Below are 16,057 nucleotides of genomic sequence, written 5' to 3'. Positions count from 1 at the left end.
GCCGTCATGCAGACCGGCAAGCCGCTCGTGATCATCGCCGAGGACATCGACGGCGAAGCACTCGCCACCCTCGTGGTGAACAAGATCCGTGGCACGTTCAACGCCGCGGCCGTCAAGGCCCCCGGCTTCGGCGACCGTCGCAAGGCGATGCTGCAGGACATGGCCGTCCTCACCGGTGGTCAGGTCATCAGCGAAGAAGTCGGCCTCAAGCTCGACAACGTCACGCTCGACCTGCTCGGCACCGCCAAGCGCGTCGTGATCACCAAGGACAACACCACGATCGTGGATGGCGGCGGCGAGAGCTCCGACATCGAGGGTCGCGTCAACCAGATCAAGGCCGAGATCGAGAACACCGACTCCGACTGGGATCGTGAGAAGCTCCAGGAGCGTCTCGCGAAGCTGGCCGGCGGCGTTGCGCTGATCAAGGTCGGAGCCGCCACCGAGGTGGAGCTCAAGGAGAAGAAGCACCGCATCGAAGACGCCGTGTCATCGGTCCGTGCAGCCATCGAGGAAGGCGTGGTCGCCGGTGGCGGCACCGCCCTCATCCGTGCCCGCAAGGACGTGCAGAAGGTCGTCGACTCGCTGGAAGGCGACGAGCAGACCGGTGCCAAGACCGTCTGGGCAGCGCTGCTCGCCCCGGGCATCAACATCGCCGACAACGCCGGCCTCGAGGGATCCCTTGTCGTCCGTGACGTCGAAGCTGCTGAAGGCTCGATGGGCATGAACGCCGCGACCGGCGAGATGATGGACCTGCTCGCTGCAGGCATCATCGACCCGGCCAAGGTGACCCGTGCGGGTCTCCAGAACGCTGCGTCGATCGCTGCGATGGTGCTCACCACCGAGTGCCTCGTTGCCGACGAGCCCGACGACGACGCCGGCATGGGCGGAATGCCCGGCGGCGGCATGGGTGGCATGGGCGGCATGATGTGATCAGGGCGTAGCCCTGCGAACACCGCTCAGCCTCTGGCTGAATCGCACGATGCCCCGGAGGAGACTCCGGGGCATCGTCGCGTCCGAACCCGTCCGGATCGGCGGACCGCTGCGGTTCTCGACCCTGTTGCGTCTCAGCAGGTGAGACAGAACGGGGTCGAGAAGGCAGAAGGAACGAGCGATCTGGTTCGCTGCGGTCAAACCACGTCAGCTCGTCGAGAGCAGGAGTTCTTCGAGGCCGCGGATGACGAATGTCGGGTGGTAGCGGGGTTCGTCGACGAGCGACAATCCCGGGAACCGTCGGACGATGTTCTCGAGCGACGTGGCGAGTTCGAGTCGGGCCAACGGCGCTCCGATGCAGAAGTGGATGCCGCCGCCGAAGCCGATGTGCGACGCATCGTTGCGGCCGATGTCGAAGCGATCGGGATCGTCGAAGCGCCGCGGGTCCCGCTGTGCCGACCCGAACAGCATCGCGACCTCCTCGCCGAGCGCAATCTGCTGACCGGCGATCTCGACTCCCTCGTCGAGGACCCAACGCTCGAACATCTGGAGTGGTGAATCCCACCGCAGCAGTTCCTCGATCGCGGCCTTCGCCTCGACCTCGCCGGCCGTCAGGCGCGCCCACTGGTCGGGATGGTGCATGAGGGCTCGGAAACCGTTGCCGAGCGTGTTGACCGTCGCCTCGTGGCCCGCCTCGAGCAGCACCATCGTGGTCGACACGATCTCTGCTTCGGTGAGGGTGTCCCCGTCGTCCTCGACGCGGGCGAGTTGTGATACGAGGAGGCCGTCCGGGTGTTCGCGTTTGTGTCGGATCAGATCGCGGGTGTAGGCGATGAACTCGCCCGCGGCGCGGTCGGCCGTCCGTTTGGTCAAGTCATCGCCGTCCAGTTCGTACATCTTGACGATCGCATGCGACCAGTCGAGCAGCGACTGCGAGTCGCGTACCGGAACGCCGAGCATCGAGCAGATGACCTCGATCGAGAACGGCTGCGCATAGTCGGTGAGCAGGTCGAACGTCCCCCGCTCGGCGCATCGATCGAGCAGTCGGTCCGACGTCGCCCGGATGCCGTCGGCCAGGCCGACCACCGCCCGCGGGGTGAAGACCTTCTGGACGAGGCGACGGAGACGGGTGTGATCGGGTGGTTCCAGCGCCAGCAGTGACCACTGCTCGTGGCTGTGGAACGAGGCCCAGCGGCCATCCGGTTCGGGCCGGCCGAAGTCGGCGTGGCTGAAGCGGTGTGTGTACTCCCGGCCGAGTCGCCGATCGCGCAACGTCGTCGCGACATCGGCGAACCGGGTGATCATCCACTGCCCGGTCGACTCGTTCCAGAAGATCGGGGTGGATTCCCTGATGGCGTTCAGGACGGAATAGGGATCAGCGATGAAGTCGGGATCCGACACGTCGAACCGGACGGACGAACGGTCGGATGCGGCCACCTCGCCGAGGTTAGAGGAGACCACCGGGGACGAGAAGGTCGATACCCTCACCGTGTGGCACAACTCGGACATGGAGCGATGCGCCCGTTCTGGATGCATCAGGTCGTCGAGTACATCATCGGCGCCGTGTTCGTATCCGCCGGCTTCGGGAGCCCGACTCCGATTCTGCCCGCCACCCTCGGCGCCATCGTCATGATCAACGCAGCCATCACGATCGGGCCGGCCTCGGCGTTCCGGCTCGTCCATCGACGGGTCCACCGCATCATCGACCTGTTCGTGATCGGACTGGTCGCCGTCGCGACCGTTCAACCCTGGGTGAACCTCGAGATGAACGCGCGGATCCTGATCGGATTGCTCGGCGTCGTGCTGGCGTTCGTGTGGTGGAACACCGATTTCGCCATGAAGGACGAACGCAAGGCGCGTCGCCGCCGGACTCCGACCGCCGACTCCGAACAGGTCGGACGGTCCGCGGGCCGGTCGGCCGCCGAGACCTACCTGGCAGCGAAGCGGATGAAGAAGGCGGTCATCGACGACCGTCGGAGTGACGAGTCATCTTGACCGACCACGTTCCGGTGCGGCGTCCCGGTGGACGACAGGTCATCCCGCGTCCCGATCGGTCGATCGTCGAATTCGATCCGCCTTGGGACGTCGGGTCGACCTGGAGTGTCGACGAGTTGGTCGCACCTGTACGGATGGAATCGATGCCGGTGCTCCCGCCGTTTCCCGATGCTCGGAACTCGGCCGTGCTGCTGGTGTTGGCCGACGGACCGCAGGGTGCTGAGGTGCTGCTGACACGTCGCTCGATGCAGTTGCGGAACCACCGTGGCGAGATCAGCTTTCCGGGCGGCCGCTGCGATCCGGGGGAGACGCCGATCGAAACGGCACTTCGCGAAGCACACGAGGAGGTCGGCCTCGACGCTCGCCGTCCGACGGTGGTCGGCGAACTCGAACACCTGTCGACGATCGTGTCGAAGAGCTACATCGTTCCCGTCGTAGCGACGCTCGACGAGCGGCTGGACCTGTCGCCCCAGACGTTCGAAGCGGATCGCGTGATGTGGACGCCGATCGCGGAACTGACTCGGCCGGGGACCTACCACCGTGAACGCTGGGGGCTCCCGCCGCTCGATCGGCCGTTGCACTTCTTCGATCTCGACGACGAAACGGTATGGGGAGCGACCGCTCGCATTCTCGTCGACCTCCTCACCCTCCCGCGCGTTACGGAACGGGTCAGACCCGTTACGTAACGGTCAGGCGCCCCAGCCTCCGGAGAAGTCGAAGAACTGGCCGGTCTGGAAGCGGTTGGAGCCGTCGAGCAACACCGAGGTGACGCTGGCCAGCTCGTCCATCGTGCCGAGGCGGCGCATCGGTGTCTGCGCTTCGATCTTGGCGCGGCGTTCGGGATCGTCGGCGCCGGCGGCCTTGATGAATCCCGGGAAGTCCATGAAGTTCGTGCCGACGGCGTTCACCTGTACGCCGTCGCGGGCGTGTTCGAGACCGACGGCGCGCACGATCCCGTTGGCACCGGCGCGCGTGCCGCCGTAGATCGACGTCATCGGATCCGGGCGGCCGCCGGTCGCCGAGGTGAACACGACGATCTGGCCGGAGCCCGCGTCGACCATCGGGGGAAGTGCGGCCTGGAGCGCGTGGAACACCATGTCGAGGTTCGTCCGCTTCACTCGTTCCCACTGTTCGCCGGTCATGTCGAGGAACTTGCCGACGATGATCACCCCGGTCACGAAGCAGGCCGAGTCGAGTCGGCCGAACCGGTCGAGTGCTGCTCGCACCAGCGCCTGGTTCCCCTCGGCCGTGCTGAGGTCCACGTCCGTCACGGTTTCGATCGAGGCGCCGAGTGCCTCCAGTTCGGGGACCTGTTCGTCGAAGGATCGCTCCACTCCGACCATCGACCCGTCGCCGGCGGCTCCCTGCAGCACCAGGTCGTATCCGCGACCCGCCAATGATCGGGCCAGCGCCGGCCCGACGTAGCCGGTGGCCATCGTGATCAGCGCGACGGGACGTGAATTCGAGGTCATCGCCGAAACGTATCAACTGGGGTCTGACCCCAGTTGATACGGGGTCACGCGAGGGATCGGAGGGTCTCCCAGGCGGTTCGGACGTGGTCGGTGCTCGTCGTGCTCGCTCCGACCGAGATCCGCAGGACCGAGCGACCGTCGAGCACCGTGCGCGTGAAGTGCCCGGCATCGCTCGCGTTGCCGGCATCGATCAGGGCATCGGTCGCCGCGTCGCCGTCCCGCACTGCGAGGCAGACGAGGTTCAGCGCGTGTGGCGCGACGATCTCGAAGCGGTCGTCGTCGGCGATCCAGCCCGCGAGCTGCTGGGCGGTCGCGACGTGGCCGCGGATCATCCGTCGGAACTCCTCGATCCCTTCGGTGCGGATCGTGAACCACAGTTTGAGCGCACGGAAGCGTCGACCGAGCGGCACCTGCCAGTCGCGGTAGTCGATGACGGCTCCGGCCTCGGCCGCGGCGGATCGGAGGTACTCGGGCAGGATGCTGAGCGCGCCCAGCAGCGACGAGCGATCCGCCGTCCAGTACGTGGTGCAGTCGAAGTTCACGCCCATCCACTTGTGGGGGTTGGTGGCGTAGGAATCCGCGAACTCGATCCCGTCGTTCACCCAACGGAACTCGGGAGCGAGCGCGGCGATGCCCGCCATTGCACCGTCGACGTGCAGCCACACGCCGTGCTCGCGACAGATCGGCCCGATCTCAGCGGTGGGGTCGAACGCCAGCGACGACGTGGTCCCGTGGTTCGAGTTGACGAAGAACGGGATCAGCCCGTCGACCAGGTCGGCGCGGATCGCGTCCGCCAGCGCGTCGGTCTGCATCGCGAAGTTCTGGTCGTGCGGAAGGACTCGGATGTGCTCGGTTCCGATCCCGGCGATGCGCAGCCCCTTCTCGATGCTCGAGTGCGACTGCGACGTGGTGTACGCGACCAGCTTCGACGTGTCACCGTCGCTGTTCACCGAGCCTCGTGTGGCACGGTACCGGGCGGACAGGATCGCCACGAGCGTCGCTTCGCTCGCCGAGCCCTGGAGCACACCGCCACCGGCTTCGCTGGTCGAGCGGAAGTGCTCGGGCAGTCCGAGCATCTCCTGCATCCAGTCGAGCATCAGCGTCTCGAGTTCGGTGCACGCCGGAGAGGTGACCCAACTCATCCCCTGCACTCCGAGACCGGCCGACATCAACTCGCCGAGAATCGACGGAAACGAGTTGTTCGCGGGGAAATAGGCGAACCAGCGCGGGTGCTGCCAGTTCGTGATCCCCGGAAGGATCACACGGTCCACGTCCGCCATGACGGCGTCGAAGGGCTCCGGGGCCGTTGGTGGATGCTCGGGGAGCGCAGCGCGCACGTCACCGGGATCGACCCGCGCCTGGATCGGACGTTCGTCGATGTCGCCGAGATAGTCGGCGATCCAATCGATCATCTCGTGGCCGTGCCGCCGGAACTCGTCGGGTGTCATCGGGTGGGAGCGTAGGGCATCGTCGGCTCGTGCGAACCGTGACCACGAGCGATTGACTGACGACATGCAGCGCCGCGGCCCGGCTCGCCACCTCCTGGTACTCGTTGCCGCGTTCGTCGTTCTTCTCGGCCCGCTCGCACCGTCGACGGTGTCGGCATCCCCAGCGACCGCGGCTGTGATCGTCACGACGCCGGCCGTGATCGCGGTGGACGCCGCGGGTGCAGGCGATCCACCCCCGGTCACCGTGTCGGACTTCTTCCCCGAGGAGAACAACCTCACCGATTGCCTCGGTCTCGTCGAACGACCGGGCTGCGGAAGTGAAGAACGCGGCGGATGGGCCCAGAACGTGATCTTCGTTCTGCTCGTGCTCGGGCTGGGATTCATCTTCTGGCGAGTGTTCGTCGGCGTGCGCAGGAATCGCGCCGACTGACCGCGACGCGGACGCAGGCGATGTCGCCGATGCCGTCTACGATCGCCCTGGTGAGTCATCCCGACGCCGCCGCCCACACCCCCGTCGAAGCGCACCACGCGGGCGACGACCGTTCGGCAGTGCTCGTGGTCGATTTCGGAGCGCAGTACGCGCAGCTGATCGCACGCCGCGTGCGTGAGTTGCACGTCTTCTCCGAGATCGTCCCGAATCGCATCTCGGCAGCGGAGATCGCCGAGCGGGCGCCGTCGGCGATCATCCTCTCGGGTGGTCCCGCGAGCGTCCACGTCGACGGTGCCCCGCAGCTCGATCCGGCGATCTTCGACCTCGGGATCCCGATCCTCGGGATCTGCTACGGAGCACAGTTGATCGCTCAGCAACTCGGTGGTGTCGTGGGTCGCGGCATGGCCGGCGAGTACGGGCGCACCCAGCTCGAACGTACCGGGGACTCGCTCGTGCTCCCCGATGATGCGCCGACGCACCACGAGTGCTGGATGAGCCACTTCGACGGCATCACCGAGCTGCCGGACGGCTTTGTTGCCACCGCGACGTCCGCGGGGGCGCCGGTCGCGGTGCTCGAGAACGACGAGCGCAAGATCTATGGCGTGCAGTTCCACCCCGAGGTGGTCCACTCGCCGTTCGGGATGGCAGCGATGGCGCGCTTCGTCCACGAACGCGCCGGGATCGCACCGGACTGGAAAATGTCGTCGGTGATCGACGAACAGGTCGCCGAGATTCGGGCGCGGGTGGGCGACGCACGGGTGATCTGCGGGCTGTCCGGCGGAGTCGACTCGTCCGTCGCTGCCGCGCTCGTGCACAGAGCGATCGGCGCGCAGCTCACGTGCATCTACGTCGATACCGGTCTGATGCGCAAGGGCGAGAGCGAGCAAGTCGTCGAGACCTTCCGTCGCAACCTCGGAATCGAGTTGATCCACGCCGACGAGGGCGAATCGTTCTTCCATGCGCTCGCCGGTCTCACCGAGCCCGAGGCCAAGCGCAAGGCGATCGGCGAGCGGTTCATCCGCGTGTTCGAGAAGTACACGGGCGGTCTGAGCGAGGCCAAGTTCCTGGTCCAGGGCACGCTGTATCCGGACCTGATCGAGTCCGGCGGGACCGATGGGACTGCGTCGGTGATCAAGAGCCACCACAATGTGGGCGGGCTCCCCGACGACATGGAGCTCGAGCTGATCGAGCCGCTGCGCGACCTGTTCAAGGACGAGGTCCGAGCGCTCGGTACCGAACTGGGCCTTCCCGACGAGATGGTGTGGCGCCAACCGTTCCCGGGTCCCGGACTCGGCGTGCGGATCATCGGCGAGGTGACGCCCGAACGGGTCGCCGTCCTCCAGGAGGCCGACGCGATCGTGCGTCACGAGCTCGCCGCGGCGGGACTCGAACGCGCCATCTGGCAGTCGTACGCGGCGCTGCTGGCCGATGTCCGCTCGGTGGGCGTGATGGGCGACGAGCGCACCTACGGTCATCCGGTCGTGATCCGGGCCGTGACCAGCGACGACGCGATGACCGCCGACTGGGCGCGGGTGCCCTACGAGACGCTCGAGATCATGAGCCAGCGGATCATCAACGAGGTCGATGGTGTGAACCGGGTGGTCTACGACATCACCAGCAAGCCTCCGGGCACGATCGAGTGGGAGTGACACCCGATCGAGCGGGGGAACGAGGTCTCGGCCACTGTGACGTGTGTTCCATGAATTTTGACGCCGTTTCGCAACACAGTCGTCATATTCGGTAGAGTTCTCGCCCGTGAAGCACTTCTTTCGAGTCGCTCCCATCGCGGTCATGATTGCGTTGGTCGTCCCAGCCATGACGCCGCAGGTGGCATCAGCCAGCCCGGTCGATCAGCAGCGAGCCCGCGTCGAGTCGATCGTCGATCACCTCGAACAGCTCGAGCAGCAGGCCAACCAGATCGGTGAGGACTTCGTCGAAGCGATCGACCGCAAGGCCGAGCTCGACGAGGAGATCGTCGACCTCGAAGCCGACATCACCGTCAAGGAAACCGAGCTCACCGAGCTGCGCGCCGAGTTGGGCGACATGGCCGTCCGTTCGTTCGTCGGCTCGGGTACCACCCCGCTCGGACCGCTGTTCGAGGACTCCGGTGACATCAACGACGTGCTGCAGCGCGACCAGCTCGCCCGCGTGGCACTGAGCGCCGGAGACATCAGCACCGACGAACTCGATGCGCTGGTCGCTGATCTCGAGGACGATCGTTCGTCGCTCGAGGACAAGATCACCGAAGCCGAAGACCTCGCGGACTCGCTCACCGCCGCCCAGGAGGCGACCGACAAGAAGACCGCCGAGTACGAGCAGGCGCGGATCGAAGCCGAGGCCGAACTCGGTGAGCTCATCGCTCAGGAAGAGGCACGTCGTGCCGCCGAGTCCGCCGCCCGTGTCAAGGCCGAGTTCGAGGCCGCTCAGGCCGAGGCGCAGGCTCAGGCAGAGGCGAGCAGCTCGAGTTCCAGCTCGGGGAGCAGTAGCAACTCGGGCAGCAACAACTCGAGCAGCAGCTCGAGCTCCAGCTCATCGTCGAACTCCAACTCGTCGAGCTCCAGCAGCTCGAGCAGCGGCTCGAGTTCCAGCTCCGGTTCCAGCTCGAGTGGCGGTGGATCGAGCGCTGCTGCGCCGGCACCGTCGGCGCCGCCTCCCAGCTCACGTGCGGGCACGGCCGTCAACGCGGCCCTCGGCCAGCAGGGTGTTCCGTACCGGTACGCCACGTCGAACCCGGGCGTCTCCTTCGACTGCTCCGGTCTGACGGCGTACGCCTGGGCACAGGCCGGCGTGTACCTGCCGCACCAGTCGGGTCAGCAGTACGCCTCGATCCCGCACGTCGACAAGGGCTCGGCCCAGCCGGGTGACCTGCTCTTCTACTACAGCCCGATCAGCCACGTCGGCGTCTACCTCGGCGGCGGTCAGCTCGTCCATGCGCCGAACACCGGCAGCGTCGTCTCGATCGCCAGCGTCAACTGGGGCAAGGTTTCCGGCGTCGGTCGCCCGGGCTGACCCGTACCTGAACCGGGCCCGCTCGCGCTGCGTCCTCGTCTCCCCAGATGAGGCGTGACGATCGATCGTCGCGTCGCCCGGAGGGTCGAGCCGGCCGAATCATGCTCGGACCAGGGGTGTCGTGGGTCGAGCGTCTAGCTTCGGACCGATGAGCGTGACCGGAATCGACATCGAACGAGTGACCGCCTGGCTGGACCGGAACGTCGACCAGATCTCGGGTCCGTACCGGTTCGAGCTGATCACCGGTGGCCGGTCGAACCTGACGTATCGAGTCACCGATGCTGCGGACACGACCTTCGTGCTGCGTCGCCCGCCGACCGGCAACGTGCTCGCCTCGGCCCACGACATGGTGCGCGAGCACACGATCATCTCGGCGGTCGGCCAGACCGACGTTCCGGTTCCGCAGACGATGGGTGTCTGCACCGATGATGACGTCAACGGTGCCCCCTTCTACGTGATGTCCTACGTCGATGGCGTGGTCCTCGACAGTGCGGACAAAGCGGCGCCGATGTCGGTCGAGAACCGTCGTCTCGCAGGTGAGCATCTGATCGATGTGATGGCGGATCTGCACGCGGTCGACGTCGACGCGGTCGGTCTCGGCAACCTCGCGAAGCGCGACGGCTACGTCGAGCGGCAGGTCCGCCGCTGGACGACGCAGTGGGAGAAGTCGAAGACCCGCGAGCTTCCCGCGATCGACGAGGTCGGTCGCCGCCTCGCCGCCGACCTCCCGACCCAGCGCGGCGTCTCGATCGCGCATGGCGACTTCCGATTCGGCAACTGCCTGGTCGACATCGATTCCGGACGGGTGCAGGCCGTCCTCGACTGGGAGCTGTGCACCCTCGGCGACCCGCTCGCGGACGTCGGCTACCTCGGGGTGTACTGGTCGGATCCGGGTGAGGACCAGGCCCGGCCGAACGACCCGACGGGCATCGAGGGCTTCCCCACGTACGCCGACCTCCTCGAGCGCTACGCCACGCGCACAGGTCGGGACCTGTCGAACATCGGCTACTACGTCGCGTTCTCGTCGTGGCGGCTGGCCGTCATCTCCGAGGGTGTCTATGCCCGTTTCCTCCACGGAGCGATGGGGGATCAGGAGATCGACGACGAGACGATGGGCAACTTCAAGATCGGGACCGAACGCCTCGCTGCCGAAGCCCTCGACGCCCTCTCCGCCTAGAAGTGCGCGTCGGTGCCAGGCACCAACGCGCATTCGGCTCTGACAGACTTGCCGTCATGAGCGATCACGACATCACCGGCTGGGAGCGCGGCGAGTTCACCTCCGCCGGAATCACCCACGACACCTACCGCAAGGGGTCCGGGCCGGGAGTGGTGGTCATCCACGAGATCCCCGGGATCTCGCCGAACGTGTTGAGGTTCGCCGACGAGGTGGTCGAGCGCGGCTTCACCGTGATGATGCCGGACTTGATGGGCACTCCGGGCAAGGCGCCGTCAGGCCCGTACATCATCTCGAGCATGGTCAAGCTGTGTGTTGCCCGCGAGTTCACGACATTCGCGATGAACAAGACCTCGCCGGTGATCGCGTGGCTGCGCGCGCTCGCCCGCAACCTGCATGCGGAGGTCGGGGGCCCGGGAGTCGGCGCGGTCGGAATGTGCTTCTCCGGCGGGTTCGCCCTTGGGATGATGGTCGACGAGATCATGCTCGCCCCGGTGCTGTCGCAGCCGTCGTTGCCGGCGTCGCTCGGCGCCGCGCGCAGCGGAGACCTCAACCTGTCACCGGACGACGAGGCCGCCGTGATCCAGCGGGCGCAGGACGGATGTCAGGTGCTCGGTCTCCGCTTCACCGAGGATCGTGCCGTCGGGACCCGGTTCGACACGTTGCGCGAGAAGCTCGGCGACGCATTCATCGCGATCGAACTGCCGAGCAACGCCAAGTCCGACCACTCGGTGCTCACCGAACAGCGCGACGACGAGAGCGTCGCCCGGGTCCTCGACTTCTTCGTCGAGAAGCTTCAGCCCTGAGCGACGGCCGCCTCGGCGAGCGCACGCGTGGTCTTGTAGTCGGCCTTCCCGTTCGGTGCGCGGGGAATGGCCGGTACGAACACGACGGACTTCGGGGCCTTGTAGCCGGCGAGATCGTGCTTCACCGCTGCGATGACGGTCGCTTCGTCGACCTCGACGCCCTCCGCGAGTGAGGCCACGGCGGTGACCGCCTGGCCGAACTTCTCGTTGTCCACGCCGACGACCAGGCAGTCGACGACTCCGTCGACCCGCTTGACGGCTTCCTCGACCTCTTCGGGGAACACCTTCTCGCCACCGGTGTTGATCACCTGGCTGCCGCGGCCGAGCAGCACGAGGGTGCCATCCTCGGCGACCATCGCGAGGTCACCGGGGAACGAGTAGCGGACGCCGTCGATCGTCCGGAAGGTCCGTGCCGACTTCTCCTCGTCCTTGTAGTAGCCGATGGGGACGTTGCCTCCGGCGGCGACCATGCCGACCTCGTCGGAGCCCGGCGTGACCTCGCGGTCCTCGTCGGTGAAGACCTTGGTCGTGGGCATCTGGGTGAACTTGGCGGTCTCGGTCTCGACGCCCTTCATCGTGATCTGGGTACCCATCGAGCCTTCCGAGGACCCCATCGCGTCGACGAGCACCGCCTGCTCGATCCGTTCGAGCATCTGCTGCTTCACCTCGGTCGTCCACATCACGCCCGACGACAGGAACATCACGACGGACGACAGGTCGTACTTCGAACCGTCGGGCTTGCCCTCGTCGATCGCGCGAACGAGTGGCTTGGCGAAGCTGTCGCCGACGATCGTGATCGACGTGGCCCGGTGGTCTTCGATCGCCTGCAGGACCTCGTGCGGGTCGAGACTGCGGCTGGTGAGGGTGACGATCTCGGCACCGGCACACATCGGGATGAACCAGCCGATCCAGCAGCCGGTGCCGTGCATCAGCGGCGCGCACGGGATCGACACCATCTTGGCCCCGGCTTCCTTCGCGCCCTTGACCATGGCGGCAACCTGGGTGGCGTCCTCCGGTGGTTCGAGGCCGACGATCGGGAAGCCCTGGATGATGAAGCCCTCGGTCAATCCGCCGATCTGGTACATCACGCCCTTGGGCATTCCGGTGGTGCCCCCGGTGTAGAGCATGTAGATGTCGTCCTCGCTGCGCTCGATGCGTTCCATCGGGGTGTTGTCGGCGATCACCTGCTCGTACTCGAGCGCACCGGGAACGTCGGCCCCGGGTTCGTCCTCGACGATGATGAGTAGCTTCAGCTTGGGGAGTCGGGCGGCGACACGACCGACTCGTTCGGCGAGCGAGCGGTGGAAGACGATCGCCTCGGCGTCGGAGTTGTCGAGGAGGTACCAGAGTTCCTCGTCGAGGTAGCGGTAGTTGACGTTGACGGCGACGCCGCGCATCTTGAACGCGGCGTAGTGGGCCTCCATGTACTCGTTGCTGTTGTACATGTAGAGGGCGATCTTCGAGTCGGGTCCGAGCCCCGCGGCGGTGAATGCCTGGGCGACTCGCGCCGCGCGATCGTCGAACTCACCCCACGTCCGCGAGTTGTCGGCATGCGTGATGGCGACATGGTCCGGGATCGCGTCGGCGATCGATTCCCACACGGTGGCGAAGTGCATTTCCATTCGGCGGATCGTAGGACATGGGCCTGTGGCGATCGTCACGCAGCGATGAGATGAGCGGCCGGTCGGGAACGGCCGAGGCGACTCCTACTGCGGTCCGCCGTCGACCTCGATGAGTGCGCCGGTGGTGTAGCTCGAGGCATCGGTGGCGAGGTAGAGCGCGACGCCGACGATCTCGTCGGGTTCGCCGCCACGGCCGAGGGCGTAGCCGGCGCGCGCACGTGCCTCGAACTGGTCCATGTCCCACGCCTTCGAGATGTCGGTGAGGAACGGGCCGGGCACGATGCAGTTGACCCGCACCTTCGGCCCGAACGTCCCCGCCAGCCCCTTCGTCAAGTTGTTGACCCCGGCCTTGGCCGCCCCGTACACGAGTTCCTGTGGGCTCGGGCGTGTCGATGCGACCGACGAGACGAAGATGATCGACCCACCGTCACCGGCCGTCATCCGGGTTCCGATCGTCGCCGACAGCCGGAACGGACCTTTCAGGTTCACGCCGACCACCTTGTCGAACAGTTCCTCGCTGATCGCGTCGACACTCGGATACAGCGGCGACATGCCGGCATTGTTCACCAGCACGTCGCATCGGCCGAACCGCTCGTACACCGCGTCGGCGAGCGCGTCCGCCGCATCCCAATCCGCTGCGTGGTACGCGATCGGGAGCGCCTGGCGTCCGAAGGCTTCGACCTCGCGGGCCACCGACTCGCAGTTGTCGAGCTTGCGGCTCGCAATGACGACATCGGCACCCTGCTCGGCGAAGGCGAGAACCATCTGTCGGCCGAGGCCTCGCGAGCCTCCGGTCACCACGGCGACCTGGCCGGTCATGTCGAACTTGTCGATCGCGCTCATGCCCCGAGTTTCCCCGGCCCGGGGCGTGTCGAGCGAATCGTCGCGACGTGCGTTGCTGTTCGGGACGAGCTATCGGGTCGCGCTCAGCGTCGGCTCTTCGCTGCGCAGGATGCGGCCGAAGTTGCGCCAGTGCTTGGCGAGGATCAGCAGGCAGATCGCGCCGACCGCGACGAACTCCCAGGCCGGTCTGCCGAGAGCGGCCATCCCGACCGGCACGAGGATCACGGCGATGATCGATCCGACGGCCGCCTTACCCGTCACGCGCGTGACGAGCCACCAGATCACGAGGACGAACGGCGCGAGGATCGGTTGCAACACGAGCAGCACCCCCGACCCGGTCGCGACACCCTTCCCACCCTTGAAACGGCGGAAGACCGGGAACATGTGGCCGACGATCGCCGCAGCGCCACACCAGTACGCGAGTGGTCGCCCGTCGAGGCCGAGCGCGATCCCGGTGGCGACAGCGCCCTTGAGCGCATCGAGCACGTAGACCCAGATCCCCTTGCGCCACCCGAGCGCTCGGGTGACGTTCGACGCGCCCGGGTTGCCCGATCCGAATGTCGAGATGTCGACGCCGTTGGCCCGCGCGATCAGCGTCGCACTCGGAAACGTGCCGAGCAGATAGGCGACGGCGATGAGAACGAAGGGCACGGTCACAATCCTGACAGGCGCGTCGAAACGTCGGGTGAACGGACGCGTGGACCCATGTTGAAACCGCGTGCCGACGATCAGCGACGGCTGAGCACGACGGGCACGCGTGACGGCTTGGAGTGGTCCATCATCGGCTTCGGCGGTGCGACGTTGCCGGACGACGCAGCGAGCATCGCCGCCTCACCGTGGCCGTCCACGCACTCGGGATCGGGTCCGTCGAGGGGGATGCCGACGAAGAACTTCGCCGCCATGCATCCGCCCTGACAGGCGTCGTAGCTCCCGCACGATGCGCACGCCCCGGCCGACTGGGGCTCACGCAACTCGGTGAACAGATCGCTCTGCTTCCACACGTGGCTGAACCCGCCCCGGTCGCGTACGGAACCGGCCTTGAACTCGTCGTGGATGACGAACGGGCAGGCGTACACGTCGCCGATCGGGTCGATCAGGCACACGACTCGCCCGGCACCGCACATGTTGAGGCCGGGGAGTGGCTCTTCGCCGAGCGCATTGAGGTGGAAGAACGAGTCACCGGTCAGCACGTCGTCGCCGTGCGCGAGCAGCCACTCGTAGATCTGTCGCTGCTGCGCCTGGGTCGGATGAAGATCGTGCCAGGAGTCGGCACCCCGACCGGATGGCCGCAGGCGGGTGATCCGCAGTTGCGCGCCGTAGGTGTCGGCCAACGCCTTGAACTCGTCGAGCTGGTCGACGTTGTGGCGGGTCACGACGACCGAGATCTTGAACTCGCCGAAGCCGGCCTCGCGCAGGTGTTCCATCGCCTGGATCGCCGTGTCGTACGAGCCGTCGCCACGCACGGCGTCATTCGTGACCGCATCGGTTCCGTCGAGGCTGATCTGGATGTCGAGGTAGTCCATCGCAGCCAAGCGGCGTGCCTTGTCGGCGTCGATGAACGCGCCGTTGGTCGAGAACTTGACGCCGATGCCTTTGCCGATCGAATACTCGACCAACTCGAAGAAGTCGCGTCGGATCATCGGTTCTCCACCGCCGATGTTGATGTAGAAGACCTGCAGATCGTGCAGCTCGTCGAGCACTGCCTTGGCCTCGTCGGTCGACAACTCGCGCGGGTCGCGTCGGCCCGACGACGACAGGCAGTGCACGCACTCGAGGTTGCACGCGTAGGTGAGTTCCCACGTGAGACAGATCGGAGCGTCGAGACCGCCCTTGAGTTGCTCGACGAGGGCGGCGGGTGACCCGGACGGCCGCGCCGTGGTGTCGGTGGACCGGGCGAGGATCGGGTCGATGTCAACGGTCATGGAGCATCTCCGATTCGTAGAGCGAGGTGAGGGCTTGGTCGAACGACGGCCAGCGCCGTTCGTCGATCTCGCAGGCGGTGAGGGCGTCGGCCACGGTCGGATGGTCAGCGAGCGAGCGCACGACGCGCACGACGTCGGGGTGTTTCAGGAAGACGAGCTTGCGCGTGTCGTAGTGGTAGGCGAGCGCACCGAACGGCTCGGGGCGCAACGCAACCTGTGGATGCAGGTCGAGCGAGGAGTCGAGCACGTCAGTAGACGCCGCACATCCCGTCGATCGAGATCTCTTCGACGAGCAGCTCGTCCTCGACGAACTCGTCGGAGTCGACGACGTGATCCGCGGCCTGGTCGGTGGTGCTGGTGACGGTCGTTTCGTCCATCGCCTCAGCGTAACCCACCACTCCTCGGC

General features: G+C 66.6%; 17 protein-coding genes. 8 read left to right on the top strand and 9 right to left on the bottom strand.

From position 1 onward, the window contains the following. Window positions 1–930: chaperonin GroEL (gene groEL, locus WBV89_RS03110; RefSeq protein WP_423979883.1), on the top strand; the 930-nt coding region annotated here is incomplete at its 5' end. 207 nt (window positions 931–1,137) lie between these two features. Here the strand turns inward: groEL and WBV89_RS03105 are convergent. Further along, the gene (locus tag WBV89_RS03105) at window positions 1,138–2,367 is read right to left on the bottom strand and encodes a cytochrome P450 (protein ID WP_423979882.1); all 1,230 of its coding nucleotides are present in this window, start codon (window positions 2,365–2,367) and stop codon (window positions 1,138–1,140) included. A gap of 54 nt (window positions 2,368–2,421) precedes the next feature. Between WBV89_RS03105 and WBV89_RS03100 the strand changes: the two genes are divergently transcribed. Continuing rightward, entirely contained in the window at window positions 2,422–2,925 is a 504-nt protein-coding gene (locus tag WBV89_RS03100) for a hypothetical protein (RefSeq protein WP_423979881.1), read from the top strand. A 143-nt stretch (window positions 2,926–3,068) separates the two neighbouring features. Next, window positions 3,069–3,611: an NUDIX hydrolase gene (locus WBV89_RS03095; RefSeq protein ID WP_423979880.1), complete on the top strand. Its 543-nt coding sequence runs from the start codon at window positions 3,069–3,071 to the stop codon at window positions 3,609–3,611. Between the two features lie 3 nt (window positions 3,612–3,614). Here the strand turns inward: WBV89_RS03095 and WBV89_RS03090 are convergent, their stop codons facing one another. Both WBV89_RS03090 and WBV89_RS03085 read right to left on the bottom strand, forming a co-directional pair. Further along, window positions 3,615–4,397 carry an SDR family NAD(P)-dependent oxidoreductase gene (locus tag WBV89_RS03090; RefSeq protein WP_423979879.1) on the bottom strand — a complete coding sequence of 261 codons (783 nt, stop codon included), beginning with the start codon at window positions 4,395–4,397 and terminating at the stop codon, window positions 3,615–3,617. Window positions 4,398–4,441: 44 nt separating this feature from the next. Then, complete coding sequence (locus WBV89_RS03085; protein ID WP_423979878.1) at window positions 4,442–5,845, bottom strand: pyridoxal-dependent decarboxylase; 1,404 nt, start codon at window positions 5,843–5,845, stop codon at window positions 4,442–4,444. Between the two features lie 64 nt (window positions 5,846–5,909). On the opposite strand from WBV89_RS03085, the gene WBV89_RS03080 reads away from it, so the two are divergent. The 5 genes from WBV89_RS03080 (at window position 5,910) to WBV89_RS03060 (ending at window position 11,264) form a co-directional block, all read left to right on the top strand. Next, the gene (locus WBV89_RS03080; RefSeq protein WP_423979877.1) at window positions 5,910–6,275 is read left to right on the top strand and encodes a hypothetical protein; all 366 of its coding nucleotides are present in this window, start codon (window positions 5,910–5,912) and stop codon (window positions 6,273–6,275) included. Window positions 6,276–6,304: 29 nt separating this feature from the next. Then, window positions 6,305–7,924: a glutamine-hydrolyzing GMP synthase gene (gene guaA, locus WBV89_RS03075; protein WP_423979876.1), complete on the top strand. Its 1,620-nt coding sequence runs from the start codon at window positions 6,305–6,307 to the stop codon at window positions 7,922–7,924. 106 nt (window positions 7,925–8,030) lie between these two features. After that, a complete protein-coding gene (locus tag WBV89_RS03070; protein WP_423979875.1) occupies window positions 8,031–9,284 on the top strand; it encodes an NlpC/P60 family protein in 1,254 nt (417 codons plus the stop codon). A 148-nt stretch (window positions 9,285–9,432) separates the two neighbouring features. Then, complete coding sequence (locus WBV89_RS03065; protein WP_423979874.1) at window positions 9,433–10,461, top strand: phosphotransferase family protein; 1,029 nt, start codon at window positions 9,433–9,435, stop codon at window positions 10,459–10,461. Between the two features lie 56 nt (window positions 10,462–10,517). Beyond that, on the top strand, window positions 10,518–11,264 hold the full coding sequence (locus tag WBV89_RS03060; protein WP_423979873.1) for a dienelactone hydrolase family protein: 747 nt from the start codon (window positions 10,518–10,520) through the stop codon (window positions 11,262–11,264). Here the strand turns inward: WBV89_RS03060 and WBV89_RS03055 are convergent. From WBV89_RS03055 to mftA, 6 genes are all read right to left on the bottom strand, one after another. Next, window positions 11,255–12,886 (bottom strand): acyl-CoA synthetase, encoded by a 1,632-nt coding sequence (locus WBV89_RS03055; protein WP_423979872.1) that lies wholly within the window; start codon window positions 12,884–12,886, stop codon window positions 11,255–11,257. The two genes, WBV89_RS03060 and WBV89_RS03055, sit on opposite strands and share 10 nt — an antisense overlap. 84 nt (window positions 12,887–12,970) lie before the next feature. Further along, entirely contained in the window at window positions 12,971–13,729 is a 759-nt protein-coding gene (locus tag WBV89_RS03050) for an SDR family NAD(P)-dependent oxidoreductase (protein WP_423979871.1), read from the bottom strand. Window positions 13,730–13,798: 69 nt separating this feature from the next. Beyond that, on the bottom strand, window positions 13,799–14,380 hold the full coding sequence (gene plsY, locus WBV89_RS03045) for a glycerol-3-phosphate 1-O-acyltransferase PlsY (RefSeq protein ID WP_423979870.1): 582 nt from the start codon (window positions 14,378–14,380) through the stop codon (window positions 13,799–13,801). 77 nt (window positions 14,381–14,457) lie between these two features. Further along, window positions 14,458–15,651 carry a mycofactocin radical SAM maturase gene (gene mftC / locus WBV89_RS03040; RefSeq protein WP_423979869.1) on the bottom strand — a complete coding sequence of 398 codons (1,194 nt, stop codon included), beginning with the start codon at window positions 15,649–15,651 and terminating at the stop codon, window positions 14,458–14,460. After that, complete coding sequence (gene mftB, locus WBV89_RS03035) at window positions 15,641–15,898, bottom strand: mycofactocin biosynthesis chaperone MftB (RefSeq protein WP_423979868.1); 258 nt, start codon at window positions 15,896–15,898, stop codon at window positions 15,641–15,643. Before mftB ends, mftC begins: the two co-directional genes overlap by 11 nt. 1 nt (window position 15,899) lies before the next feature. Next, entirely contained in the window at window positions 15,900–16,028 is a 129-nt protein-coding gene (gene mftA, locus WBV89_RS03030; RefSeq protein ID WP_423979867.1) for a mycofactocin precursor MftA, read from the bottom strand. Window positions 16,029–16,057: the final 29 nt, after the last annotated feature.

The sequence above is a fragment of the Ilumatobacter sp. genome, assembly GCF_049588435.1.
Lineage (GTDB): Bacteria > Actinomycetota > Acidimicrobiia > Acidimicrobiales > Ilumatobacteraceae > Ilumatobacter_A.
The sequence above is the reverse complement of the archived record's forward strand: the minus strand, read 5'-3'. Positions and strand labels throughout refer to the sequence as shown.